18 protein-coding genes are annotated in these 26,400 nt (G+C 38.6%); 10 read left to right on the forward strand and 8 right to left on the reverse strand.

The genetic code is table 11. The features are described from left to right. From ACKGJN_RS11095 to ACKGJN_RS11105, 3 genes are all read left to right on the forward strand, one after another. Positions 1-2,989, forward strand: a 2,989-nt coding sequence (locus tag ACKGJN_RS11095) for a DUF7507 domain-containing protein (RefSeq protein WP_409539567.1), incomplete at its 5' end; no start/stop codon positions are given. Between the two features lie 49 nt (positions 2,990-3,038). Beyond that, positions 3,039-3,968: a PorP/SprF family type IX secretion system membrane protein gene (locus tag ACKGJN_RS11100; protein ID WP_409539568.1), complete on the forward strand. Its 930-nt coding sequence runs from the start codon at positions 3,039-3,041 to the stop codon at positions 3,966-3,968. Positions 3,969-3,987: 19 nt separating this feature from the next. Continuing rightward, positions 3,988-5,913 carry an OmpA family protein gene (locus ACKGJN_RS11105; RefSeq protein ID WP_409539569.1) on the forward strand — a complete coding sequence of 642 codons (1,926 nt, stop codon included), beginning with the start codon at positions 3,988-3,990 and terminating at the stop codon, positions 5,911-5,913. Positions 5,914-6,415: 502 nt separating this feature from the next. On the opposite strand, the gene ACKGJN_RS11110 is transcribed toward ACKGJN_RS11105, so the two are convergent. The 6 genes from ACKGJN_RS11110 to ACKGJN_RS11135 form a co-directional block, all read right to left on the reverse strand. Next, entirely contained in the window at positions 6,416-7,819 is a 1,404-nt protein-coding gene (locus tag ACKGJN_RS11110) for an Ig-like domain-containing domain (protein ID WP_409539570.1), read from the reverse strand. Between the two features lie 55 nt (positions 7,820-7,874). Then, positions 7,875-9,653: an Ig-like domain-containing domain gene (locus tag ACKGJN_RS11115; protein WP_409539571.1), complete on the reverse strand. Its 1,779-nt coding sequence runs from the start codon at positions 9,651-9,653 to the stop codon at positions 7,875-7,877. A 34-nt stretch (positions 9,654-9,687) separates the two neighbouring features. Beyond that, positions 9,688-11,169, reverse strand: a complete 1,482-nt coding sequence (locus ACKGJN_RS11120; protein WP_409539572.1) for an SLC13 family permease — start codon at positions 11,167-11,169, stop codon at positions 9,688-9,690. Further along, positions 11,169-11,924 (reverse strand): hypothetical protein, encoded by a 756-nt coding sequence (locus tag ACKGJN_RS11125; RefSeq protein ID WP_409539573.1) that lies wholly within the window; start codon positions 11,922-11,924, stop codon positions 11,169-11,171. The genes ACKGJN_RS11120 and ACKGJN_RS11125 overlap by 1 nt, the downstream gene beginning before the upstream one ends. Positions 11,925-11,947: 23 nt before the next feature. Then, positions 11,948-13,366 carry a SusD/RagB family nutrient-binding outer membrane lipoprotein gene (locus ACKGJN_RS11130; RefSeq protein WP_409539574.1) on the reverse strand — a complete coding sequence of 473 codons (1,419 nt, stop codon included), beginning with the start codon at positions 13,364-13,366 and terminating at the stop codon, positions 11,948-11,950. 105 nt (positions 13,367-13,471) lie between these two features. Continuing rightward, positions 13,472-16,720 (reverse strand): SusC/RagA family TonB-linked outer membrane protein, encoded by a 3,249-nt coding sequence (locus ACKGJN_RS11135; RefSeq protein WP_409539575.1) that lies wholly within the window; start codon positions 16,718-16,720, stop codon positions 13,472-13,474. 179 nt (positions 16,721-16,899) lie between these two features. Between ACKGJN_RS11135 and ACKGJN_RS11140 the strand changes: the two genes are divergently transcribed. Next, positions 16,900-18,045: a hypothetical protein gene (locus tag ACKGJN_RS11140; RefSeq protein WP_409539576.1), complete on the forward strand. Its 1,146-nt coding sequence runs from the start codon at positions 16,900-16,902 to the stop codon at positions 18,043-18,045. 6 nt (positions 18,046-18,051) lie between these two features. Here the strand turns inward: ACKGJN_RS11140 and pckA are convergent, their stop codons facing one another. Further along, the gene (pckA, locus tag ACKGJN_RS11145) at positions 18,052-19,668 is read right to left on the reverse strand and encodes a phosphoenolpyruvate carboxykinase (ATP) (protein ID WP_409539577.1); all 1,617 of its coding nucleotides are present in this window, start codon (positions 19,666-19,668) and stop codon (positions 18,052-18,054) included. Positions 19,669-20,097: 429 nt separating this feature from the next. Then, complete coding sequence (locus ACKGJN_RS11150) at positions 20,098-20,523, reverse strand: Lrp/AsnC family transcriptional regulator (protein WP_409539578.1); 426 nt, start codon at positions 20,521-20,523, stop codon at positions 20,098-20,100. A gap of 128 nt (positions 20,524-20,651) precedes the next feature. On the opposite strand from ACKGJN_RS11150, the gene ACKGJN_RS11155 reads away from it, so the two are divergent. The 6 genes from ACKGJN_RS11155 (at position 20,652) to mobB (ending at position 26,400) form a co-directional block, all read left to right on the forward strand. Then, entirely contained in the window at positions 20,652-21,368 is a 717-nt protein-coding gene (locus tag ACKGJN_RS11155) for a sulfite exporter TauE/SafE family protein (protein ID WP_409539579.1), read from the forward strand. Between the two features lie 928 nt (positions 21,369-22,296). Continuing rightward, a complete protein-coding gene (locus tag ACKGJN_RS11160) occupies positions 22,297-22,512 on the forward strand; it encodes a helix-turn-helix transcriptional regulator (RefSeq protein ID WP_409539580.1) in 216 nt (71 codons plus the stop codon). Then, entirely contained in the window at positions 22,512-22,826 is a 315-nt protein-coding gene (locus tag ACKGJN_RS11165) for a HipA N-terminal domain-containing protein (RefSeq protein ID WP_409539581.1), read from the forward strand. The genes ACKGJN_RS11160 and ACKGJN_RS11165 overlap by 1 nt, the downstream gene beginning before the upstream one ends. After that, complete coding sequence (locus ACKGJN_RS11170; RefSeq protein WP_409539582.1) at positions 22,823-23,764, forward strand: HipA domain-containing protein; 942 nt, start codon at positions 22,823-22,825, stop codon at positions 23,762-23,764. Before ACKGJN_RS11165 ends, ACKGJN_RS11170 begins: the two co-directional genes overlap by 4 nt. Positions 23,765-24,958: 1,194 nt before the next feature. Then, positions 24,959-25,336 carry a BfmA/BtgA family mobilization protein gene (locus tag ACKGJN_RS11175; protein ID WP_409539583.1) on the forward strand — a complete coding sequence of 126 codons (378 nt, stop codon included), beginning with the start codon at positions 24,959-24,961 and terminating at the stop codon, positions 25,334-25,336. Positions 25,337-25,368: 32 nt separating this feature from the next. Next, entirely contained in the window at positions 25,369-26,400 is a 1,032-nt protein-coding gene (gene mobB, locus ACKGJN_RS11180; protein ID WP_409539584.1) for a MobB family relaxase, read from the forward strand.

The raw sequence follows: 26,400 nt of genomic DNA on the forward strand, positions 1-26,400 counted from the left end.
TACGGACGAAACCTATGCGTTCAGTGTAACGGATGTGACTGCATCAGCAGGCACCGACTATACCGGCACCCCATTGTTCAGCGATGGAGTGATTGACAATGGCGACGGCACGATTACGGTACCAGCCGGGGTGACCAGCTTTACGGTTACCTTCCCAGGATTAACAGACTTGTTGGATGAAAACGACGAGACTTATACCTTAAGTGTAGGCGGACAAACAGCTACCGGTACGATCACCGATGATGATACGGCAGCGGTACAAAGTGTATCGGATGCGACTGAAATCGAGGGTACGGATCTGACTCATACGGTGACGATGACCACGGCTTCGGCTACGGATGAGACCTATGCGTTCAGCGTAACGGATGTGACTGCAACAACTGATGTAGATTATACCGGCACCCCATTGTTCAGCAATAGCGTGACTTATGATCCGATCACGATGACCATCACCGTACCTGCAGGGGTAACAGAATTTACGGTTACCTTCCCAGGATTAACAGACTTGTTGGATGAAAACGATGAGACTTATACCTTAAGTGTAGGCGGACAAACAGCTACCGGTACGATCACCGATGATGATACGGCAGCGGTACAAAGTGTATCGGATGCGACTGAAATCGAGGGTACGGATCTGACTCATACGGTGACGATGACCACGGCTTCGGCTACGGATGAGACCTATGCGTTCAGCGTAACGGATGTGACTGCATCAGCAGGCACCGACTATACTGCAACTCCGGTCTTCAGCAATGGCGTGACTTATGATCCGATCACGATGACCATCACCGTACCTGCAGGGGTAACAGAATTTACGGTTACCTTCCCAGGATTAACAGACTTGTTGGATGAAAACGATGAGACTTATACCTTAAGTGTAGGTGGAATCGAAGCCACAGGAACAATCCAGGATGATGATACGGCAGCGGTACAAAGTGTATCGGATGCGACTGAAATCGAGGGTACGGATCTGACTCATACGGTGACGATGACCACGGCTTCGGCTACGGATGAGACCTATGCGTTCAGCGTAACGGATGTGACTGCAACAACTGATGTAGATTATACCGGCACCCCATTGTTCAGCAATAGCGTGACTTATGATCCGATCACGATGACCATCACCGTACCTGCAGGGGTAACAGAATTTACGGTTACCTTCCCAGGATTAACAGACTTGTTGGATGAAAACGATGAGACTTATACGTTAAGTGTAGGTGGAATCGAAGCCACAGGAACAATCCAGGATGATGATACGGCAGCGGTAGCAATTGTAGTGAACAATGATAACATTGGACCAGTAAACGGTTCAACAGGTAATCCTAATGCAGGTAACATTCTTGATAATGATACTGTAAACGGACTTCCTGCCACTCCAGATAATGTAACTGTGAATCCGATTACTCAAGGACCAATCAGTATTGATGAGAACGGTAATGTAGCCGTGGCTCCGAATACACCGGCCGGTGAGTATGTGGTTGAATACACTGTTTGTGAAGTACTGAACCCAACCAACTGTCAAAACGGTACTGTAACGGTAGTAGTATCAGGAAATGGAGCGATAAGTATTACTAAAACTGCTAATGTAGAAACCTACAATGCGGTTGGTAGTACAATCATTTATACCCTCACGATAAGGAATACAAGCAATGTGAACCTTGTCAATGCAGTGGTAATAGATCCATTAACAGGATTCAACTCAAGCATAGCTACCTTTAATGTAGGTGAGGAAACCGTATTAACAACTACATATATCATAACTCAGGAAGATCTTGATAATGGTAGCCTAAGCAATACAGCCACTGTAACTGCCCAGGATATTAATGGAATAGATGTAGAAGATGAAGCAGAAGTAATGGTAAACGCAATTCAAAACCCAGCTATAGCTGTTGTAAAAGAGGCTGACCTTAACATTGGTGATGATTGCGCTATAATTGGAAACACTATTAATTATAGGTTCACAGTGACCAATCAAGGAAATGTATCCCTAAGAGAGGTGGCCATTAGTGATCCTCTGTTTGAAGCACCAAACGCTGAAGTTGCAATCAATTTTGTGTCTGGAGATACAAATAATGACGGTATACTTGGTGTGGATGAAGTATGGATCTACTCTGCTGCCTATGTGATCACTCAGAATGATATTGATGTCGGTGATGTCGAAAATCAGGCTTTCGTGGAAGCTGTTGATCCGCAGGAAATTCCGGTAGGAGATTTCTCAGGAACAGCAATTGACAATGATGACCCAACCGTGGTAGCAATGTGTCAGGCTGCAGGAATTGCCCTTGAGAAACTAGGTGCATTTGACGATAACAATGGAGATGGCAGTGCTCAGGTTGGTGAAACTATAAGTTATAACTTTAGTATAACCAACACGGGATCTGTAACCTTGTTCAATGTAATTGTAACAGATCCTCTGGTAGCTGTAACCGGCGATCCAATAACACTTGCTCCCGGAGAAACTAACAGCTCTGCCTTCACAGCAGTTTATACCATCACCCAGCAGGATCTAACGAATCAACAGGTGACCAACCAGGCTACGGTGAACGGAGAGAACATATTAGGTGATAGTATAGAAGATCTATCTGATGATCCTTTTGACCAAACCAACCGCGATCTTAACGAAAATGGAAATCCTGATGATCCAACCATAGTAACCCTCCCGGTAGTACTTGATGCAGCAGCCTTTGAGATCTTCAACGGTGTCACTCCAAACGGAGATGGCTTGAATGATTTCTTCAGAATACAAGGAATTGAAAAATATCCAGACAATAATGTTGTGATCTTTAACCGATGGGGAGTAAAAGTCTTTGACAAGGATAACTACAGAAATGAAGAAAATGGATTCCGGGGAATTTCTGATGGTAGGGTTACCGTTAAAAGAGGAGACAAACTTCCAACAGGTACCTACTATTATATAATTAGGTTCACAGGAAGTGAGAATCCAGGTAAGAGCAGTTATGCAGGTTATCTGTACGTAGACAATAAATAAAAAAGAGCCGCAGCTCTAAACCGCTGCGGCATTTAAAAATATTCAAGAAATGAAAAAAGTTTTCATCCTATTAATTGCCGGCTTGTTGGGATCTACATCTGTTGTCCTTGCACAACAGGATGCCCAATATACCCAATATATGTACAACACTCAGGTGGTAAATCCGGCTTATGCCGGATCCAGGGACGCCCTTAGTTTTGCAGGCTTATACCGTTCTCAATGGGTTGGTTTGGACGGTGCGCCTAAAACGGCAACTTTTTCAGTTAACACTCCCATCAGGATCAAAAATGTGGGATTAGGCTTATCCTTTGTTCGCGATGAGATTGGCCCTTCTGAAGAAACATTCATTAATATTGACTACTCCTATACTATCCAGACTTCGGCTTTTGGTAAACTGGCTTTTGGTTTAAAGACCGGGGCCAATATGATCAATATTGACTATAGAAAATTAAATATTAGTGACGGAGGGGATATTTTTGAAAACAACATCAACAACCGGGTGAAATTACAAATAGGGGCAGGTATATTTTACTATACAGACAGGTTCTATGCAGGACTTTCTGTACCCAATTTCCTGGAATCTCAATATTTTGATGAGAACAGTCTGGATAATCCAGATGCCTATATTGTAAGTGAACGAAACCACTTTTATGCCATCACCGGATACGTTTTCGAGCTGTCACCAGATATCAAATTTAAACCTGCGCTCTTGGGTAAACTGGTTACCGGGGCACCACTTCAGGTTGATGTATCTGCCAACTTCCTTTTCAATGAAAAATTGACTTTGGGAGCTGCTTACCGCTGGAGCGCAGCTTTAAGTGCCATGGTGGGATTCCAGATCTCCGATTCTCTGATGCTTGGATTTGCATTTGACCAGGAAACCACAGAACTTGCCAGGTACAACAACGGTTCGTATGAATTTTTTATACGCTATGAAATATTGAAACCAGAAAGGATCTTCTCCCCAAGGTTCTTTTAACCAATTAATGTAATAGAAAATGAAAATATTCTTAAAATATAGCCTGCTTTTAGTAATCCTTTTTAACATTTCCAATGCGTTCGCACAAAAGGCAAAATTAAAAAAGGCTGAAATGCAATATGAAAATCTTGCTTATATCAATTCCCAAAAAATATACCTTCAGGTTGTGAAAAACGGATATACTTCTGCTGAAATTTTTAAAAAACTGGGGAATACCTATTACTTTAATGCCGATTATAAAAATGCTGCTGAATGGTACAACCGCTTAATTACAGAATTCCAATCAGAGGCTGAACCAGAATATTATTTCAGGGCTGCACAAAGTTTAAAAAGCGAAGGAAAATACCAGGAATCTGATGTTTTGATGGAACAGTTTGCCCGTTTGGGAGGAAAAGAACTGGTGATTTCAAACTTTCAGCAAAACCAGAACTATCTATCAGAAATAAGATCAAAACCAAAAAAATATATCCTGGAAAAAACAGAAGTAAGTACCTCCTACCCTGACTTTGGACCCTCTTTTTATCAGGATAAACTTGTATATGCTTCTGCAAAGCCTGATTCCACAACTAAAATAAAAATCCATGAATGGAACAAACAACCATTTTTTAATCTTTATCAGGCCACAATAAATCCAGAGGGCACACTTGAAAACTCTCAAAAACTTTCAGGAGAGATCAACACCAGGTTTCATGAATCTTCAACGACTTTTACCAAAGATGGCACTACCGTATATTTCACCCGAAACAATTTTATGGATGGTCGCAAAGGAAAAGATGAAGATAGAAACATCCGGCTAAAGATCTATAAGGCGACCAAAGTGAATGACCAGTGGAAAAACATAATAGAACTCCCTATGAATGATGCCGACTATTCTGTAGCTCACCCCGCTTTGAGTGTAAATGAGAAGCGTTTGTATTTTTCATCAGATATGCCTGGCACAAAAGGTCAGGCAGATCTATGGTATGTGGAAATTTTAGGAGATGATCAATATGGAACTCCCGTAAATCTTGGAACGGGAATCAATACTGAAGTTCGGGAATCCTTTCCCTTTATAAGTAGTGATAACACCTTGTACTTTGCTTCCAACGGAAGAGCCGGGCTTGGAGGTTTGGATATATTTTTTACCAAACTTGATGCTAACGGAATGCCTACTGAAATCTCTGTAATGGGAGAACCTGTAAACAGTAAGGAAGATGATTTCGGGTTTATCATTGACAAGGAAAGAGACCTTGCTTTTTTGTCCTCAAACAGAAGCAATGGGATTGATAATATTTACGATGATATCTACAGAGCTATACCTTCATGTGAGATCATCCTTTCAGGTTTGGTTTCAGATGTTGATACTAAAGAGATACTTCCTGGGACTCAGGTACTACTTTTTGATGAAAACAATGAAGAAGTTCAAACCTTCCGGTCTGATAAAAATGCGCTTTACACTTTTGATGTAGACTGTAATAAAAATTATTCGGTAAGAGCCATCAAAGATGGTTACACCTCATTGGAACGCTTAATTACAACCCCAGAGGATTCAGCTAATATTGATTTTCCATTAGAACTCAAGCGTGAAGGATGTTCACCTAATGATTTAGGATGCCTGCTTACTTTACAGCCCATCTACTTTGATTTTGACCAGTCAAACATTCGTCCAGATGCTGAAATTGAACTCGCAAAAATTTATGCCGCGTTGAAAGAATATCCGGAGCTTAATATCAATATTGAATCCCATACCGACAGTCGGGGGGGAGATGATTATAATCTTTCACTTTCTCAAAGAAGGGCACAATCTACCATGCAATGGCTCCTTGACAAGGGCATCCAGGCATCCAGGTTATCTGCAGAAGGTTATGGGGAAACCCAGCTGGTAAACAGCTGCTCAAATAGCGTTTACTGTAGTAATGAGGAACATGAATTGAATAGGAGATCTATGTTTATTGTGACTAATTAGTTAGGCTTAGATTAAGCCGCTATTTCCCGAGCAAAGGTTTTATGGATATCATTTAAATACATTTTCAAAATTTCCTTTTACAATTTTATATAATTCAGATAAAAAGCTTGTTTCCTATATATAATCCTCCCTTTGTAAAGGCATAAATATTTTTTAAAATTTAAATCTTAGGATTTTTAATGTTCCTATTATCACCTTATAGATTCCGTTCATAAAGCCCCTAAGCACATTTCCCTCCATTCCGTTGCTCTCCATTCTAGGGAAACCGCTTCGTAAATAAAGGTCTTGGACACAGGCAAAAAAGCGAATCGCTACGTTGCGCTAATCCGCAATCCCGAGAAAATTCGGGAGCGGAACCGCTTCACTACGGAAAGCGCTTTTGTGCCTGAGTCCGCCGGATCTGAACTTCTTTCATGCTAAGTACTCACCCGTACTGCTTATTTATAATTTTGTTAGAAGCTACACTATTAGTAGAAATTTTACTTGTTCTTCGTTTTACAGGTCACATATTTTCTTGCAGAAAAGTTTTAAATTCTGGAGATTTAAACATTGCCTCTCCATCGTGTCCAACATTTGGAACTATAATTTTATGATGGTCGTGTTGCCCATTATAAAAAGTATCCATAAACCTGAACATATTTTCTCCCCGTTGAAAACGGTTTGAGCCTAGCAAAATTGCTGCACAATCTGTAGTGTTCAATGTTCCCGAGGTGGAGGTGTCATTTTCTCCTAATAAATAAATGGTGTTACGGGTGATCTGCTGATCTCTAACAGTAGCTTCCTCTATTCCATCTAAATAAAGAACCGCAAATTCAAATCCATATGGCCAAAAATTATAGCCTGAACAAGTGGAAGGAATAAAGAACTCGCCGGTACTCTCATTAAACCTTCTGTCGTCCGGATAGTAAAAATATTGGTTATTTGCTACAATGTATGTAAAATCAAATGCCTGATATTCATTTTCAGCTTTGTTTGCCAAAGCGTAATGTTGTACATAAGTTGCACCGGAAGAATGCCCGGAAACAAATACCTTTTTAAGATTTGGAAATTTTTGAGGATCAGATAACTTTTTAAGGATTTCGTCTATTACAGAAAAAGAGCTTATGTTTGAACTTACATTTTCTGAATTGGCACCATCACGCCAACCATTACCCCAGAATAAGCCATTGTTTCCTGAAGAATTTTCGCGAAAATTAGGAGCGATTACCAATGCTTTGTTTTGAAGTTCAAGACTACTCACCGTATTGGCCATATATGTGAAATACTCAGCTGCATCTCTGTTCTGACCGTGAACCACAAAGATCACCTCCTCCAGCTCGTCCCAGATATGCTCTTCATCCTCAATGAATTTAAAACTGCTAAAAAAATTAAAATCAAAGGAATTACCTGAACTGTTTTTAATTGTAATACTTTGTTTACAGGAATCTGTCCCAGTTAAACAGGGAGTTATTTGGGTGGTGCCATTTTCCTCTTTGGTTGTAAAAGAGCGAAAAATGCTATTTTGTAATTGTTCTCCTGATCTGCCCAAAACCCCAGATTTTATTTCCATAGTATAAGCAGCAGCAGGAGCAAGCCTTGGTAAATTTATAGTCACTTTGGAAGATGCATTTGAATATTCGGCAGTATAATCGGCAGGTTGTGCAGAAGTTATAATAGAAAAGGAATTTTCGAATTTTTCAGGATCAATCCCGGAAGAAAAAACAATCTCAAGAGTTGAAGCTGTGGGGATTCCATCTGCTCCATCTATAAGGGTTTGGTCATTCATTTTTATTGAACTAACAGTAAGTGTAGTATTGCCTATCTCCTGGTCATTACTATCACTATCACAAGAAACCAATAATGCAGCTAAAATGATCAAAATAAGAAATAACTTCTTTTGAAAATGTTCTTTTAGATATGTCATCATGTTTTTTGATTAAAAAAGGCGGGAAATAAAGTTCACTTCCCGCCCCAAATGTGTCCTATTCACATTGTGGATAGGTACAATTTGAATTTTGTGTGGTTGTAGAACCCGCAGCACAATCCAGGCCACCTGTTGTCCAGTCTCCATTGGTTTTAAATGCCCAGGAGCCGGTATATTCCCAAACCTCTCCAGTTCCATCTACATTGGCATCACCATAGGTTTCAATTACCGCCTCATTTTTAAATAATTCTATGGCATCATCACCATTTTGGCTTACAGAGTCATTTGATTCAAAGACATGGTCAAATGTGTTAATACAGCTGCCGAAGTAAGCAGCAAGGGTTGCTGGTTCCCTGGCTAAAAGAATATCCTCTCCTTCTGATACTGAAATTGCAGGAAAAGTGAATTCCAATCCGTCCGTTCCTCCTCCGTTGTTGGCAATTCCTACTCCATAAATGCTGAGATCTGAAATATCCTTATTGGCTTTTAAATGAATTGCTTTCCCTCCGTTAGTGCCACTTCCTTCCCAGATCAAGGCCAAAACGCCTTTAAGCTCCAATGCTTCTTTACAAATTGGGTACAAGCAATTGGAGGCCTGTGTGGTAGTACTGCCCTCGCTGCAACTTAAACCTCCATAAATCCAGGTTCGGTCTACTTTATAAGCCCAGGAACCAGTATACTCCCAAACTTCTCCCGTTCCATCAACATCAGCATCTCCATAAGTTTCAATCCTTGTAGTGCCGCTAAAAAGTTCAATGGCATCATCACCATTTTGACTTATTGAATTGTTTGCCTCTAGAATGTGTTCAAATTCAATGTTGCAATCCCCGAAATAAACTGAAAGTAATTCTGGGCTTCTTGCTACGAGAATATCATCCCCAGCTGAAACTGCAATTGCGGGGAAATTGTATTCTACACCATCTGTTCCCCCTCCGTTATTTGCTACTCCCAGACCATAAAGGCTTAAATCTGCAATATCTTCATTAGCTACTAAATGTACAGCTTTCCCGTCATTTGTTCCTGAACCATCCCACCTTAGAGCAAGAATTCCTTTTAAAGATATTGGGGAGAGTTCTTGTTTGATAATAAGCTTTAATTCCTGATTACCATCTTCATTTGCATTTTCAACAGAAACTATAGTAATTACAATAGTTTCATTATCGTCATCTTCTTCATCAAGGTTGGTAGTTATTTCTATACTTCCTGAAAGGCTTCCTGCAGAAATAACAATACTTTGAGAAGAAACAGTATAATCTGCATCAAGAGTCGAAGTTCCGCCAAAGGCTAAAGTTACAATTACCTCATTTTCAGTGGTTTTATCTAAAGAAACCGTTACGACGGCAGTATCAGAATTTTCTTTTAACTCGCTCACATCGCTTGCCAGTTTTACCACTGGTGGCACAAATGCTTCTGTTTTAAAACTAAGGGAAATCGGATCCTTGATCGCTTCTCCGTTAGCTCCGTACGTGCCGGCTGGCAATTCCACTGTATAAGTGGTAAGATAATCCAGTTCCTGATTTCCCGATATAATTACCGTTGAATTTGTATTCGTGAATTCAAGAGAATAATCCACAGGACCGTTGGCGGAAGAAACTAAAATTGCTGAGGCCAACTTCTCTGTATCTAGAGAGTGAGAGAAAACAATTTCAATATTAAGATCTGTGGTAACATTATCTATACCTTCAACAAATTTGCTGTCATTTATGGTATTGGTTAGTACTCTAAGTAACCCGTCATCTAAAGAAGTTACTTCGTCATCGCTTTGACAACCGACAAAAAGCAGTAAAATAACTGATAGCAATACTGCTGAGAATAATGAGTTTTGTATTTTTTCCATAATTTAAGTTTTATACAAGATTGTTTACTAGGTATTAAGGTTGTTTAACTATAAATTTTTCAGAGACTCCAAAAGGATCAAAATCCCATATAAATGGCAATAAGAAATATACCATAGCCGTAAGTATTAGAATAGAGATTAAATTCATCCATATTCCTGTTTTTACCATATCGGGGATCCTTAAGTAGCCTGATCCAAAAACGACAGCATTTGGCGGTGTAGCTACTGGTAGCATAAAGGCACAGGAAGCTGCCACTGTGGTGGCTACCAGGAGCATATAAGGGTTCAAATTCAGGTTTATTGCTATTGGCGCTAAAATTGGCAAGAGCATAGCAGTAGTGGCAAGATTGGAAGTTAGCTCTGTTATAAAATTCACACTAAATACAATAATGAGAATTAAAAGGAGCAGCGGTAAAGCCTGTAGAAGGGTCATCTGTGTTCCAAACCAAACCGCCAGTCCTGTTACTTCAAATCCAGACGCCAAAGCCATGCCCCCACCAAAGAGTAATATTATTCCCCAAGGCATTTTAACTGCTTCTTTCCAGGTTATTATTTGTTTTCCTTTTTTTTCCGCAGGGATAGTAAACAGCAGTATACCTGCCATCATAGCAATTATAGTATCATCAATACCAGGAAGAAATGCTTCCAAAAAGAAGGATCGGGTAATCCAGCTTAAGGCGGTAAGGACAAAAACTGTTAAAACAATTTTTTCCTCTCTTTTCATAGGACCCAGGTTCTTCAAAAGAGCTTCGATCTCATTTTTCCCACCAGGAAATTTTTTCTCCTTAAATTTAAATGCAACCCTGGTAAGATAGAACCAGGAAATCACCAAAAGAATAACTGCAATAGGAAGACCAAACTGAAACCATTGCCAAAAACTAATCTCGATGCTGTAAATTTCCAGCATATACCCTGCAAACACCAGGTTGGGAGGAGTTCCAATAAGGGTTGCAATTCCGCCAATCGAGGCACTATAGGCAATTGCCAGCATTAAAGCTTTCCCAAAAACCAAACCTTCATCTTCGGCTGTTGCAGGATTATCTTTTAACTGGGCAACAATTGACATTCCTATAGGAAGCATCATTACAGATGTGGCTGTATTGGAGATCCACATCGATAGAAATGCAGTTGCCAGCATGAATCCAAGGATGATCTTGGTAATATTGGTCCCAATGAGCTTGATGATGTGTAAAGCTATCCTTTTATGCAAGCCCCATTTTTCAATAGCAATGGCCAGTATAAAACCACCGATATAGAGGAATATATATTTATGTCCATAGGAAGCAGTAGTAGTCGAAATATCCAGGGCTCCCGTTAACGGAAATAACACAATTGGCAGTAATGCTGTAACTGCAATTGGCACTGCTTCAGTAACCCACCAAATTGCAATCCAGAGAGTTGCACTTAAAACGGCATAAGCACTTTCAGACATTCCCACAGGTGCATCAAGACTTTGCATGATAAAAAACACAGCAGGTCCTAAAATAAGAGATAAAGTTTTTCTCTTTGAATTCATCAATTTGAGATTTTTAAAGTTTCCATTTGAAATTCCTCAACAAGTTGTCTGAAGAAATTTCCATTTTCGGAAGTAACAAATGAAAGGTAGATATTTTCCCCCTCAGCATCTTTTGTAGTTAGCCTGTTAGGTAAAGCATCTACCGAACGGCCAGTTAGATATTTATAAAAAATAAGGGCTACAAGATAAGATCCATCCGGTGAGGGATGCTTATCATCAAAATACATTTCAAGATCTGGCCTTAGATGCATAGCTTTTGTAAAAATTTCTCCTACAGGAATTGTTTTAACCTGAAGCCTTTTTCCCATTTCTGAATATTTATTGCTTATCTCTCCTAACATTAAGGGATTAGATTTATATCCCCATGTCATAAAAAAAATAGGCTCTGCTCCTCTGCTCTTCACAAGATCTGTCATTTTTTGACTGTATTCCTCAAATCTTTCAGGAGTTTCAATAGTACTTGAACTGTGGTCCTGAAGAATCACATAATCAAATTTTCCATTTTCAAGAATTTTATTTGTTTCAGTTCCTTTTTCTCCTTTGTAATGTTGCTCAAGATTGCTACCACCTACAGTGGACTGGCTGGTGATAAGAGGAATGCCCTGATCTTTTGCCATTGCTTCCACCAATTGAGGCATGTTCCAGAAAAAGGTGAAACTATTACCAACAAACAATACTTCAGTGACATCTTCCTGCTGAGCATATCCCACAATAGGAAGGAATATCATTAATAAATAAATCTTTAATTTTCGCATTTGGCTAAGGTTTATTTCAAGATTTAAAGATTAATATCTGTAGGTTCGAAAAAATCCGGAATTGGAGTAGTTAAATTATCATTTCTGTCAATTTCGGTTTGCGGATAAAGGAATCGTTGCGGCAGGTTGTTACCTACATTTGGTGTCACCGGTACGCGTACAATATTTTGGTTTAGGGTTCTTCTCACATCATTAAAAGGTTCAATTTGCCCAAAAAGTGTAACATACCTTTCCTGAAGAATTTCCCTTAACAGCGCATTTTCCTTACTTATTCCATCTGAATTTTCAATTCCACCTGTTTCAAAATCTGCTTCTGTATAAGGTTCATATTTTAGCTGCGATGCATCTATATTTCGTAGATAACCTCCGCTACTCATAAAGGTTCTGAAATTGTTCAATTGCTCAAGACCTGTTTGAAAATCTCTAGATCTCAAACCAGCTTCTGCCAGGATCAGCAGATTTTCTTCATAAGTAACTAGGGAAGCAGGAGCAGATTGCTCTGCAAAACCATTTACCGTATTAGGTTGTACCCCGATACCGGTATTTTTAAAATAAAAGTTGTATCTGGCGGTTTCATCAGTTTTGCTGTTGCCGCGATAATTTGCCGGTATGGGATTCGAAGCTCCGGGCGCTAATAGGCTAACCATGAAATCTGATACAATTAGATCTGCCTGCCTTACCTGTACTTCAAAAAATTGATAATTTAAATTTGAATTCTCGGCAGCCGTACCATGAGGAGCATACATACTATTATCTAGAGAACTAATTCCATTTAATGCAGCTTCATACGCCTGATTATAATTTTTGGTGTGCAAATAAAATCTGGCTTTCAATGTATTTGCAGCCTGTGCCCATTTGATCGGATTGCCATCAAAATATATTTCAGAACCTCCTGTTGGTCTTCCGGCGTTAGATTGGAAATTAGCTATTCCCTCGGTCAGGAGGCTTTGAATTTTAGCATAAATTTGTTCCTGATCTTCAAAAACAGGATTAGTGTTTTCAATGATTCCTGCTTCCTCAAAAGGAATATCTCCATATAAAGACGCCATTGTTCCAATGATATGGGCCTGAAGCACCTGAGTTATTCCCTGGCTTACCAGGCCTACATTTTCATCCAATATACCTTGTTGTGCGACAAGTGCATTTCTAAAGGCGTTAACGTAGCCATCGTACCATAGACCATCAAAGTCACTTGTAGTTACATTGTATTGCGAAAATCCCAAATGTTGTCTGTCAATCCCCGTGTATTGGCCAGCAAAAATAGCAGCCCGTCTTGCTGATTCCCCTGTTTGCAAAACCACATTGCCTACTTCAGCCCCCGTAAGGATGTTTCCATAAGAGCTTTGGGTAATACTATTTGGATTTTCGTTGATTCCTTCCACTGCTTTGCTGCAGGAATGGAAAATCACAACTATGGCGAATAAATAGATATATTTTTTCATATGTAGTTATTTATTGTTTTTTATTGGTCATATGTAATTCGCATATCTTCATCGGTGTTTGTATCGAATTTCCGTTATGCTCATTTCATAATAAAATATTATTTTTTAAAGTTTAAGAGTCAGATTAAAAACAAAAGATTTGGTGCTGGGGTTATTAAAATAATCAATTCCCCTGGCCGCACTAACTCCTGAAAGATTGGTGTCAGGATCATTCCCTTCAAATTCCGTCCATAAAAAGAGATTTCTTCCGGTAACAGTGAATTCTGCAGATTGTAATTTGGTCTTATTCCTAAGCCACTCATTGTTCCATAAATATCCAAGACTGAGCTCTCTTATTCTTGACCAGGAACCGTCTTCAACGTATATTTCATCAATTCCGCCGCCAAAGAATCCACCGAGGCCATTGTACCAGCTTTCAGTCAAAGCAACCGGCCCTGCTCCAAAATCCTGAACATTTCCCCGAAAAGTTTCTCCAATAAAAATTACATTTCCTTCCGAGGTCAGATAATTTCTTTCCGCAGTTGTTTGGTTACCGGTGTCCTCCCAAACCCCAAGGTCACGAAGTACAGACTTTGTACCCGCATAAATATCAGCTCCCTGGTAAGTTTCGAAAAGAACGGAAACACTGAAATTTTTATACCTGAAGTTACTCGACAAAGCGCCCTGCCAGTCTGGATTAGGATCCCCTATTACTCCTTCTACCTGATCCTGAACGGGAAATCCATTTTCGTCCAATACTATAGATTTATCTTCATTTCTCAGGATCCTTGAACCCCATAAAACTCCTAAAGGATATCCTTCTACCGCACGGGAACTTACCGCCGATAAACCTCCAAGATTAAAAGACTCAATCCCGGCAAGGTTGGTAACTTCATTTTTCAGGCTGGTAAAATTGGTATTGACACTCCACGAGAAATTTTCGGTAAGTAAGATCTGGTAGCCAAGATCCAGTTCTATTCCATGATTTTGTATTTCAGCACCATTGGCATAAATGGATCTATAACCTGTAGAGTTTGGAACAGGGAAATCAAGAAGTACATCTTCAGTTACATTGTCAAAATAGGTAGCACTAAAACGCAAACGATTGTTGAAAAACCTAAGGTCTGTACCAACTTCCATTTCCTTTTTTCTTTCCGGCCTTAGGGAAGAATTTCCTCTGCTGGCACTGGGAACAAAACCACCATTGCCATATAGACTAATATCAAGATCACCTCCAAAAGAATCACCAAAGGAAGGTGAAACAAAGGTATTGGATGTATTATATCTTCCCGGTTGCACACCTACTTCTCCATAGGAAGTTCTCAATTTTCCAAATGAAAAGAAGCTATCCTCTAGATTAAGCAATTCGCTAAATTGCCACGCCAGTGAAACTGAGGGAAAAGCAAAAGTATTATCGGAGGTGTTTCCAAAAGTAGAAGCAGATTCCACCCTTACAGTTCCATTAAGAAATAACATATCAAAGGCTGAAAGGTTTAATGCAGAATAAACACCAGCTGTTCTCTCGCGGCCCTCCGAACTTGTGACTGATCTATTTTCGGGAAGAGAATTACTTACATCCCTAATACCACTCGCAACATCTATAAACTGAATAAAATTTGTTGCTTCGACGCCTTCGACTACTCTTAATTTAGAATTGTAATTAAATCCTACTAAAAATGAACCTCCCAAAAAATCTGTTAGATCAAATTGAGATTTAGCAATATAATCCATGTTTAAAATGGTATTTGTAGCCAATGACCTGTCCAAATAACCCGATCTATATGCACCGGCAGCAGAACCCGGAGTAAGGAATTCATTTCTTTTTTCACTGTAATGATCTATTCCAACCCTGGCGACAAGATCCAGCCAGGAAGCAGGAGTTGCCGTCAATTCAAAATTGGAAATAAAACGATCGACTTTGGAATCATTTTCCTGCTCATTGATTGTCCACAACGGATTGTTATAAGTTGGGGTATCATCGGCCCCCAGAGGTTCTCTGTAAGATCGGTGTCTGTTGGGAATGGGAGATGAATCCCCTGAAGAATAATAGTCCCCGCGGTATCCTGAAATATCAAAATCGGCAGGAGTCCTTAAAAGACCCAGATATAAACCTGAAGAACTGGCACCTTTACGTATCCTGTTTGAATTTGTTTGTACATAGGTGGAACTTAATTTAAGATCTATAAAATCATTAAATTTATGCTGAGCGTTAAACCTTGCAGTAGTTCTTTGATAATCTGAATTGTTTCTAATAATCCCTTGTTGATCAAGATTGCTCATGCTAAAAAAGGCTGTGCTTTTTTCATTTCCACCGCTTAAGCTTAAGTTATTTTCAAAAAAATGTCCATTGTCAAAGATCTGGTCAAAATTAGAGTCGTTATAAATCTCCTGAGAATTTTTGTTGATAATGGGGTAATAGATACGCCCGTCCTGATCTTCATAAAACTGGCCCGAGGTATTGAAATCATCTTCACCACCACTTCGATCGGCAATCAGGTCTCCATAGGAATCCCTTGCTCTTTGATTATAAACACCATTATCTCCTTGTCCATATTTTGTTTGAAGAGGATATTTCTGACTAATTTGATCATAAGAATATGTTGAAGAGTAAGAAACCGAAAGTGGTCTATTATAATTACCGCTTTTAGTTGTAATAATTATCACTCCACCAAGAGCCTGGGTACCCCATAAAGCAGCCGCAGATGCACCTTTTAAAATCGACATGCTTTCAATGTCGTTGGGGTTGATGTCATTTAATCTTGATTCCTGGCTCACTCCACTCCTGTCACTGTTACCTCTCACATCATTACTGATGGGAACCCCGTCCACGACAATTAAAGGCTGGCTGTTTCTTGTAATGGAAGATAAACCCCTTATTTGAATATAAGCCCCTGCTCCAGGATCTCCGGAATTTCGGGAGATTCGTACTCCTGAAGATTTACCAGAAAGGCCATTAAGCAAAGTACTCTCTCCAGATTCAACAACTTCTTCACCCTTTACCGTTGAACTGGCATAACCAAGTTCATCTTTGTTCTCTTTAAATCCAAGGGCAGTGATCACTACATCATTAAGTGATTCAACATCCTCTTCCATGGCAACATTAATAACACTCCTTCCTGCTACCTTTAAGATTTTGGTTTTGAATCCGACATAACTAAAAGTAAGTGATGGAGTAGGTGTCGTTACGGTAATGGTATAATCTCCTTCAAAGGAACTCACAACACCATTAAAAGTTCCAGTTTCCAATACTGTAACCCCAGCCAAAGGTTGCCCGAATTCATCCTGTATAGTACCGGTGATAATTTGTTGTGAAAACACAAAAGGACCGGCCAGGAAGGCTATAAACAAAAAAAGTTTCTGCGAAAGACATTTCATTTGGTTGACTTTTTAAATTATTATAATTAGTTGTACATTTGATAGAGAAATACGACAACCTTAAATTTTGTGTATTAATTGCAGCAATTATATAATAAAATAGATGAATTATTATCGTTTTAGTGATTTTTATCAATTTTTATTGAATTCAACCTTGTATTTTATCTATTTTTTAATTTATGAATGAAGAAAACAAAGCGGAAAATTACCATAGTTCTTTTATATCCCTTTTAGAAAAAAAATATGGGGGTTTTACTCCAGATAAAAATAGCTTTGAAGCGACAAGCAACTCCAAAATTGCCAGAGATCTTTGCTATAGTGACTCTCAGTTTTCCCGCTTAATAAATAATACTGCTTCCGAAGGAGAATTTATAAGAGCTTTGAGAAACGTTAACCGTTTACTCAACGAAGCAAGGCTTGAAGAAAATCAAACCAACCCTCCTATAGAGACAAAATCAAACAAACTCATACTGATTTCTATCGTAATCCTTTTTATGTTGGCGTTGGGATTTCTAGGTTTTTATTTAGGTAAGAGCAATTTTAAGGAGGTTGAAAACAAAGAGAATTCCAATTCCAGGTACGAAATGTTGCAGTGGAGTTTTGAAAATAAATATATCAAGCCCTATGTAAAATTAAAAGAGTTACCAGCAGATTGTAATTACCCCTGTTATAAATACCAAGGCAAATGGGTCCTTAAAAGTGAGTATAAAATTCCTTTTTTCAGGGAGAGAAATGGTTTTCATTACGTTGCTAAAGATGCTGTAATGTATGTGCGTTGTATAGATGAACGGGATAATTCAGGAACTTTATTTGAAGGTTATGAATATCAAAAACATGAGATCTGGTATGATAAAAGAGAAATGCCCATAGATTCCTTTCTTACCGGAGGCCAGAAAACCAAAGTGAGAGAAGACTATAATTCATTAAACCTCGAGAATGATCCCAATTTCATAAAGCTCGCCTATGTACACACATTCTTCAAAAATGAATTCAACCTTGATAGTACTTTAATTTACAGATCGGGGAAAGTAATTGGTAGGGACATTGAATTTTTGTCTGATGAAATTCTTCAGGAAAAAATAGATTCTTCCAAATTAATAGCTGAATTACAAAATGAAGTCAATTCTATAGCCAAGAACAGGCTGGAAGATTTTTCAAAGCCTGTTGCATGTGAACCTACAACAGTTCCAAAACTTGATTTTCACCTCATAGATGAAGGAGATGAGTTAAACTTTGGCTGTCAATTTACAACAGGAAGGTTTCTTGTTGACTATAATAAGGTTTTTGTTCTGGAAGACCAGTACATCAACAACTACTGCCGGTAATTTCTATTAAAATACAAATCTTTGAGGTCCTCCACGACGAATCTCGTCACTTGCATTTGATTCAAATTTTTTAAAATTCTCTCTAAAAGCATTCGCAAGTTTAAATGCTGCTGAATAATATGCCTGATCATTATCCCAGGTAGATCTTGGGCTTAAAACTGAATCTGGAACTCCCGGACATTTTCTGGGTTGAACCACACCAAATACAGAATGAATATGGTATTTTTCATAAGAATAAGCCGGGTCAATGTCACCATTCAAGACCGCATTAATCATTGCTCGTGTATATTGTAGTTTAATACGCGTTCCAATTCCATAGGCTCCTCCAATCCACCCGGTGTTCACCAACCAAACATTCACTCCGGAATCCTTAATCTTATCATTTAACATCTGTGCATACTCAGCAGGGTGTAAAGGCATAAAAGGCGCTCCAAAACACGCGGAAAAAGAAGGTTGTGGTTCTATTACACCTGCTTCTGTACCAGCCACTTTAGCTGTATATCCAGACATAAAATGATAGGCAGCTTGCCCTGGGGTTAATTTTGAAAGCGGCGGTAAAACCCCAAATGCATCAGCCGTTAAAAAAAAAATGTTTTTTGGATTTTTACCAACGGAAGGATGCTTCGCATTCTCTATATATTCAATGGGGTAGCTCACCCGGGTATTCTGGGTAATGGAGGTATCCTCAAAATCTACTTCACCATTCTTTATTACCACATTTTCCAAAAGAGCTCCTTTTTTAATGGCATCATAAATTTCAGGTTCGCTTTCTGCAGAAAGATTCATCACCTTTGCATAACATCCTCCCTCAAAATTAAAGATCTGATTCTTTTCTGTCCATCCATGTTCATCGTCGCCAATAAGTTTTCTTTGTGCATCCGCCGAAAGGGTTGTTTTTCCGGTTCCGGAAAGTCCGAAAAATATCGCGGTATCGCCATCCTCGCCTATATTTGCAGAACAATGCATAGGAAGTGTGTTCCTGGTAACCGGCAGCTCAAAGTTAAGTGCGGAAAAAATTCCCTTTTTGATTTCTCCTGTATACCCTGACCCTCCAATCAAAACAATTTTCCGCGAAAAATTCAAAATTGAAAAATTATGCTGCCTTGTACCGTCTACCTCTGGATTAGCAAGAAATCCCGGAGCATTTATTACGGTCCAGTCGGTTTGAAAATCTTCGAGCTCCTTTTCTGTAGGTCTGATAAACATATTATACGCAAACAGATTTGACCAAGGGTATTCATTCACAACCTTGATACCATATTGATAGTCCTTTAGTGCACAGGCAAAACAATCCCTCACATATAATTCTTTTCCGTCTAAATAATTAACCACCTTATCATAGAGTGCATCAAATTTTTCAGATTCAAAAGCAACATTTATATTACCCCATGACACTTTGTTTTCAGTAAGGGCATCTCTAACTATAAATCTGTCCATAGGAGACCGACCTGTAAATTCTCCTGTATTTACTACTAATGCTCCCAAGGATGTTTCTTCTCCCATTCCTTTTTGCAAACTTAATCTATGAAGCTCTGCTGGCGATAACTGGTAATAAATCTTAGAGGCCGTTATTCCGTAATCTTTTAAAGTATTAGAAGCTTCATTTGTAGCTAGATCTTTCATAGGGCTAAGAATGTCATTAATAAAATATTAAATTAATTATGTCCAATAATAACAAAACATTTAAGAAACAAACCTACTCTATCAATTTTTATTAAAATTTAAAGGATTTTATTGTATAATCAACTTTTCTGGGGTAGGAAAATGTCCTATTTTTAAGCCCCAACCCCTCAGCACATTCCCCTTCATTCCATTGCTCTCCATTCCGGGGAAAGCGCTTCTTCGAAAAAGTCTTGGACACAGGCAAAAAAGTTGATCCCCTTCGTTTCGCTAATCCGCAAACCCCAAAAAAGTCGGGAGCGGAACCGCTTTACAACGGAAAGCTCTTTTGTGCCTGAGTCCGCCAGTTAATAACTAACTTCATGTTTTGAAATTAATCCGAATGCTTTATTCCTATTGAAGATTATCAAATTTAGAAACTTATTCTTACTTCTACTGGTTAGTACTCTCTAACTCAGATAGGATCAAAAGAGTTGTAGGTTCTCCTAAAGTGATTAATTTATCTATGAATTGCTGAAGATGTAACTGATCCCTAAGTGCCACTCTTAGATGAAAATTATGTGGGCCGGTTATTCGATGGGCTTTAAGGATTTCCGGATATTTATTCAATTCAACAATTACATATTGTAATTTGCCTGTGAAAACCTTCAGAAGTATAAATACTTCCAGGTTGTTGCCCAGCAGTGCCTGGTCTATCTCCAGACTATAACCCTTTATTGCTCCTAAATCTTCCAGCTTATTAATTCTTTCCCGCACAGAAGAAGGGGAAAGGGCAACTTTTTTGCTTATTTCTGCAAAGGAGGCTTTGGAATTGACTTTTAATAGTTCTATTATTTTTCGATCTGTCTTATCTATCATCAAACCATTGGTTTTAGGTGAAAATACCATTTTTTATTTGGAAATTCAATCATTTCACCATTGTTTCCGTTATGTATTTTATGCTCTTGCTATTAATTTTGAACAACTTTAAATTTCTCCGCTGCCTTATGGATGCCGAATTATTGATTCTTCTTGGAACCGCAATCTTCTGTGGATTTTTTGTACAAACGGTGGTGGGATTTGCCGGATCCCTGATCGCTTTACCTATTCTTTTGATAGGTTTAAACCTTCCGGATGCTATTGCCTATATCTCTATATTTTATCTTTTTTCCAGTATTTCCCTTGTGTACAAGGAGTGGAAAATTATAGACAAAAGTGTTATAGGAAAATTGAGCATTCCCTCGATCATCGGCGTATTGGTTGGAATTTTGGTCCTCACTTACAGTCAGCCCATAATCTTAAAAAAAGCTCTTGGCGTTTTTATACTTTTATATGTAGGCTATGTGGTAATTGGAAAAATAAATCTCAAACTGGGAAATAAGGGTATTATGTTCTTTGGTGTCGTAGGAGGATTTTTTTCCGGAGTCTTTTCAACCGGAGGTCCGTTGTATGTGATTGCTGTAAAAAATTCCGTAGATGAAGTCAAAATTTTCCGGGCAACGATGATTGGCGTTTTGGCTCTTTTAACAATTGTGAGAATACCTTCCCTGGCCCTTGGCGGGGTGCTGAATATTGGGCATCTTAAAATGAGCCTTATTATTTTTCCGATTTTTCTCCTGGCGCAGTTTTTAGGAAATCATTTTTTTCTGAAGATTAACGAAGTCTTGTTCAAGAAGGTCCTGCTTGGACTTTTATGCCTTTCCGGAACTGCGTTGATTTTTTAGGAAGGCAGAAGAATAGTCTTTAAGCAGCTTTTATATAACTCTTAAACCCAATTTATTTTATGTCTATTGCAATTTCAATTAATAGCAACCTTTATGTTCCTTTGGCCGCTGCAGAAATTGCTGTGATTTCTATGTCTTCTGGTTCATCTCCTATTTGCTTCAATAGCTATTCAGTTGCCCATTCCAACTGCTGATCTCCTCCACTGGCTAGAGCAAGGATATGACATAAAGACCATTTCCATCATCATTCTGAAAAGTACTATTTTGCCTGAGTCCGCCTGACCTGTACTTCCTTCCAGTTTCATTCTCAATCTGGCTCCATAATAACTTTATAAGACTTTTAATTTACTATAAAAGCCTTCAAAAAACACCTAACAATTAATTTTTAAAACAGATAATTCCCTTAAAATATACTCCCAATTGCACCCAGGGTAAAATTATATATAGAACTACCCACCCCTCAGCACATTCCCCTTCATTCCGTTGCTCTCGATTACGGGGAAAGCGCTTCGTAAAAAAAAAGTCTTGGACACTGGCAAAAAAGCGAATCCCTTCGTTGCGCTAAACTGCAAACCCCAAAAAAGTCGGGAGCGGAACCGCTACACTACGGAAAGCTCTTTTGTGCCTGAGTCCGCCTTATTTGAACTTCTTCCATGCTTTGTACTTCCCCAAACCAATTAGAACTTCACCTGTTTACTGATTCACCTTCCGAGCCATTTTACCGGTTACTATTTTTTAAAAAAGCAAAATTCCCGGTTAAAAGCAGATCAAAAAATGGTAACAGCTAATGGCCTCTATGATTTTTAGACAAACCGTAAATTATTCATATACCTTTTCAGGTATAATATGTTGTAAAAAAAAATCAATATACCTTTTCAGGTATAGAGTATCAAAAATTTTATATATTGCACCCGTAAAGGTATATCTTATGGAAGACTGGAACCGGAATAATCCAATAGCTGAATATGTCCGAAAGCAACGGAAAGAAGGCAAAATGACTCAACCTGAACTCTCTGATATCACCGGCGTGGGACTTAGGTTTGTTAGGGATCTTGAACAAGGTAAGCCAAACTTAATGACAGACAAAGTGAATCAGATATTAAAATTCTTTGGATCTACATTAAAACCTCAACCTATTGACTAATGCGGCGAGCTGAAATTTTAATCGATCAACAATTAGCAGGGATTCTTACAGAGACCGAAGATGCTTATTCTTTTGAATATGATAAAACTTATTTGAAAAGCAAGCCTCAAAAAGCAGTGAGTTTAACCATCCCTCTGCAAGAAGAACCTATAAAATCAGATTATCTATTTCCGTTTTTTGACGGTTTAATACCTGAAGGTTGGTTATTGGAGCTTGTACACAAGAACTGGAAACTTAATCCGCGTGATCGCATGGGATTGCTCTTAGCCACCTGTAGAGATTGTATTGGAAATATAAGTGTAAGACCGCTATGAAAAATTGCCTTGCCTGTTTACAAGCCTTGGGGAAGGATGAGATTAAGTATCATCCGAAATGTCTTGCGGAATTTTGGCTGGAAGATACACCTGTACTCCAATTAGACTATTCTCTTTCAGACCTGGAAGAGCTCGCCAAAGAAAATATCGCCCAACGAATTATTGTCCCCGGGGTACAACCCAAACTCTCTTTAGGATTTACCGGGCAACAAGAACATAATAGATTGACAATAGTAGGAGCTTTGGATGGCAGATATATTTTAAAACCTCCGTACCCACTATATCCCCAGATGCCGGAAATTGAATCTCTATCAATGCTTATGGCCCAGGCTTGTGGAATTGCAACAGTTCCATTTCTATTAATTCCTTTGAAAGACGGGGAACTTGCATATCTAACCCGAAGAATAGATCGGGATAGAAAAGGAAATAAATACGCCATGGAAGATGCCTGTCAATTTACAGAAAAACTAACTGAACATAAATATCGAGGTTCTTATGAAAAGATTGCTAATGCAATATTGAAATATAATGGAAATCGGTTAATAGATGTAGTACGCTTCTATGAACAGGTAATCGTGTCCTATCTTATAGGTAATAATGATATGCATTTGAAAAACTTTTCTCTAATAGCAAAGAAACAAAGCTCTTACGAATTAGCACCCGCCTATGACATCCTAGCTGTTCAACTTCTAATGCCGGAGGATGATGAAGATCTTGCACTAACCTTAAATGGGAAAAAGAATAAACTAAAAAAATGCGATTTCGATACAGCTATGCTTAGTTCCGGCATACCTAATAAGGCAGTGGAGAATTTATGGGGGAGAATAAATAAAGGTTCTGAAAAATGGAGTGAACTTCTGAAAAAGAGTTTTCTGAATAAAGAAAATAAAGCAAAATTGGAGGAGCTTCTAATTTTGAAAAAAGAGCGGATACAATAACTGGTTTAATAGTATTTCTAAGATTTAATCAACTGAATTTTTGGGTACATTTCTAATACCTGAAATAATATAACGTCACCAATGCCAGTCCGGCACATCGATTTAAAATTAGCAACACTATAACATAAAATCTCAGGTGGACCTACCCCTCAGCACATTCCCCTTCATTCCGTTGCTCTCCATTCCGGGGAAAGCGCTTCGTAAAAAAAGGTCTTGGACACAGGCAAAAAAGTGAATCCCTTCGTTGCGCTAATCCGCAATCCCGAGAAAATTCGGGAGCGGAACCGCTCCACTCCAGGAAGCACTTTTTTTCCAGAGTCCGCTGGATCTGAACTTCTTTCCTGTTTTGTACTATACCAAACCAATTAGAACTTCACCTGTTTACTAATTCACCTTTCGAGCCATTTACTGTTTACCATTTTTTGAAAAAGCAAAGGTCTAGAATTTAGAAATTAGCCGGCCTTACAGGGAAATTATCTTCTGTTCAGGATTCTCTTGCGGCCTATCCTAATTCTAAATTCCGGGATAAAAGCAGATCAAAAAATGGTAACAGCTGCCGGCTCTATGGGAAGTAAATTAAAACCCGGCAGAGCTTTTTTCAGTTCATTCTATAGTTCCATTTTTCATCCTGAAAATCAAAAATGGAAAACGCTCCGGATATAAAAAGTAAATCTGCAAAAAGTTTTTGAAAAATTTTAAAATACAGATTGATGTTCTTTGGTGCCTTTTGTAATTCTCCTTCTACCCAATCGGCAATAAATACACCAATTCATATCATTGAACATCAAATTTAATTTAAATAAATATATAGCACTTAAATACCTTTAAATCAAAATATTAACTACTTTTAAAGAGCTATATTAAAGTAGTTTTTGAAGTGCTTAATTGTCCAAATTTTTTATTTGACTTCGCTGACAATAGTACACATCTAAAAATCATTATGGGAGTTCTTGCCTTTTAAACCATGCATCGGTTGAAGGAAGAATGGTATGAAATTTTTGTCCCTTGGGGGACAAAAAAGGAATAGCAAGAGGGTAACGGGCAGAGCCACGTTATGGATTTCCTTTTTTGTTTTAAAACACTCTAATACAGCATTTTAGCCTATCGTATTGAGATTATAAATTAAGCGGAAGATCTTTTTTTTACTAAAACCCTTCCGAAACCCTTGAAAAAGCGGCAAAATTTTACTAAAAAATGGATGAAGAGTATAAAAATGAGAAATTCGAGACCTTAAAGATTAAGTCTTCTGTAGTTAAAAAATTTAGACGGTTCAGCCGATCTATTTCTAAATCCCAGTCGATGGCTTTGTTGTCAATGATTGAATTTTTTGAAATGAACGGTATTTCTCCAAACGAAGTGATAGGCCCGAAAATGAAAACATTGGAAAGCCTTATCAAAAAAAGGATCAATGGGGTTATTGCGATTCTGAAAGATATCGAGAAATGCCAAACCAAGCCAACGGTTGCCATGATGCAATCTCTTTTTGAAGAGGCCGAACCTAAAAAGAAACCACTGATTCTGGAAAAAAGAGTACTTGAAGAAAAGCAAAAAGTTGGTTTTCGGGAGAAGTAAGCTCGGGATAAAGAACTATAAAATATCAGCTTATGTATATAACAATCACACCACAAAAATTGGGGGAAAATTATTCCAAAAGTTCAGCCGGTTTTGTCGATTACCTCGGGAAAGAAAATCAGGGTTTGGAATTAGAGAAGATGGAACACTTTTTCAATCAGTCCGAAGATGACATTTCTGCAGAAGAAGTGATAAGGGAAATTGATGGGAATACCGCGAAATTGGAGAAAACTGAACCCCGGTTTTACTCCATAACCGTTAGTCCCTCCAAATATGAACTCAACAGGCTGCAGGATAAAAGCCAGGACTTAAAGACATACACCAGGGAATTGATGAAGGATTACGTTTCCTCATTTAACAGGGAAATTAATGGCCGGCCGGTTGAGCTGGGGGATATAAAGTATTACGCAAAGATTGAGCACCAGCGGAGCTTTAAGGGTAATGATAAGCAGGTTCGGGAAAACCAGCCTTTTGCGACCAAAATCCTGGAACTCAAAAATGAGATTCGGAAAATCGAACGGGGCGAGATCGAAGGGAATATTAAAACCCGGGAAAAACAGATCCTTAAACTGGAAAAAGAAGCTCCCCATCAGCAGAACGGACAGCGTATTGTTCAGGGAATGGCAAAAGACGGACCGCAAAGCCATATTCATATTATCGTCAGCAGGAAAGATGCCTCCAATCGGTATAGTTTATCACCAGGGAGTAAATATAAATCTTCTGAAGTGGCACTGAATGGGAAAACGATCAAACGAGGATTTGATAGGGATAGGTTTTTTAAAAATGCGGAGAAGACCTTTGATAGAACCTTCGGTTACCAGCGGAATTTTATTGAATCCTATCAATCGAGAAAGGAATTTATAAGAAATCCGAAGCTATATTTTTCCGCATTAATAAAGCTTCCCACAAACGAGAAAGCGATTGCTTTTAAAATTCTTCGGGAAACCGGAATGCCTATACCGCCGGGAATACCTACCAACAAGGCACAACTGGCTATAAAAGTGTTCAATAGATTGAGGAAAGGTGTTGATATAGCTATAAAATCAAGTGCAATTGGAATTTAA

Origin of the sequence: Gillisia xinjiangensis (assembly GCF_046298265.1) — a bacterium.
In the GTDB taxonomy this organism is placed as follows: Bacteria; Bacteroidota; Bacteroidia; order Flavobacteriales; family Flavobacteriaceae; genus Gillisia; species Gillisia xinjiangensis.

What these genes read in the sequence shown, in the direction of transcription:
- ACKGJN_RS11100 (WP_409539568.1), top strand. Translation starts at nt 3,039, where the DNA reads ATGAAAAAAGTTTTCATCCTATTAATTGCCGGCTTGTTGGGATCTACA.
- ACKGJN_RS11105 (WP_409539569.1), top strand. Translation starts at nt 3,988, where the DNA reads ATGAAAATATTCTTAAAATATAGCCTGCTTTTAGTAATCCTTTTTAAC.
- ACKGJN_RS11110 (WP_409539570.1), bottom strand. Translation starts at nt 7,819, where the DNA reads ATGATGACATATCTAAAAGAACATTTTCAAAAGAAGTTATTTCTTATT.
- ACKGJN_RS11115 (WP_409539571.1), bottom strand. Translation starts at nt 9,653, where the DNA reads ATGGAAAAAATACAAAACTCATTATTCTCAGCAGTATTGCTATCAGTT.
- ACKGJN_RS11120 (WP_409539572.1), bottom strand. Translation starts at nt 11,169, where the DNA reads ATGAATTCAAAGAGAAAAACTTTATCTCTTATTTTAGGACCTGCTGTG.
- ACKGJN_RS11125 (WP_409539573.1), bottom strand. Translation starts at nt 11,924, where the DNA reads ATGCGAAAATTAAAGATTTATTTATTAATGATATTCCTTCCTATTGTG.
- ACKGJN_RS11130 (WP_409539574.1), bottom strand. Translation starts at nt 13,366, where the DNA reads ATGAAAAAATATATCTATTTATTCGCCATAGTTGTGATTTTCCATTCC.
- ACKGJN_RS11135 (WP_409539575.1), bottom strand. Translation starts at nt 16,720, where the DNA reads ATGAAATGTCTTTCGCAGAAACTTTTTTTGTTTATAGCCTTCCTGGCC.
- ACKGJN_RS11140 (WP_409539576.1), top strand. Translation starts at nt 16,900, where the DNA reads ATGAATGAAGAAAACAAAGCGGAAAATTACCATAGTTCTTTTATATCC.
- pckA (WP_409539577.1), bottom strand. Translation starts at nt 19,668, where the DNA reads ATGAAAGATCTAGCTACAAATGAAGCTTCTAATACTTTAAAAGATTAC.
- ACKGJN_RS11150 (WP_409539578.1), bottom strand. Translation starts at nt 20,523, where the DNA reads ATGATAGATAAGACAGATCGAAAAATAATAGAACTATTAAAAGTCAAT.
- ACKGJN_RS11155 (WP_409539579.1), top strand. Translation starts at nt 20,652, where the DNA reads ATGGATGCCGAATTATTGATTCTTCTTGGAACCGCAATCTTCTGTGGA.
- ACKGJN_RS11160 (WP_409539580.1), top strand. Translation starts at nt 22,297, where the DNA reads ATGGAAGACTGGAACCGGAATAATCCAATAGCTGAATATGTCCGAAAG.
- ACKGJN_RS11165 (WP_409539581.1), top strand. Translation starts at nt 22,512, where the DNA reads ATGCGGCGAGCTGAAATTTTAATCGATCAACAATTAGCAGGGATTCTT.
- ACKGJN_RS11170 (WP_409539582.1), top strand. Translation starts at nt 22,823, where the DNA reads ATGAAAAATTGCCTTGCCTGTTTACAAGCCTTGGGGAAGGATGAGATT.
- ACKGJN_RS11175 (WP_409539583.1), top strand. Translation starts at nt 24,959, where the DNA reads ATGGATGAAGAGTATAAAAATGAGAAATTCGAGACCTTAAAGATTAAG.
- mobB (WP_409539584.1), top strand. Translation starts at nt 25,369, where the DNA reads ATGTATATAACAATCACACCACAAAAATTGGGGGAAAATTATTCCAAA.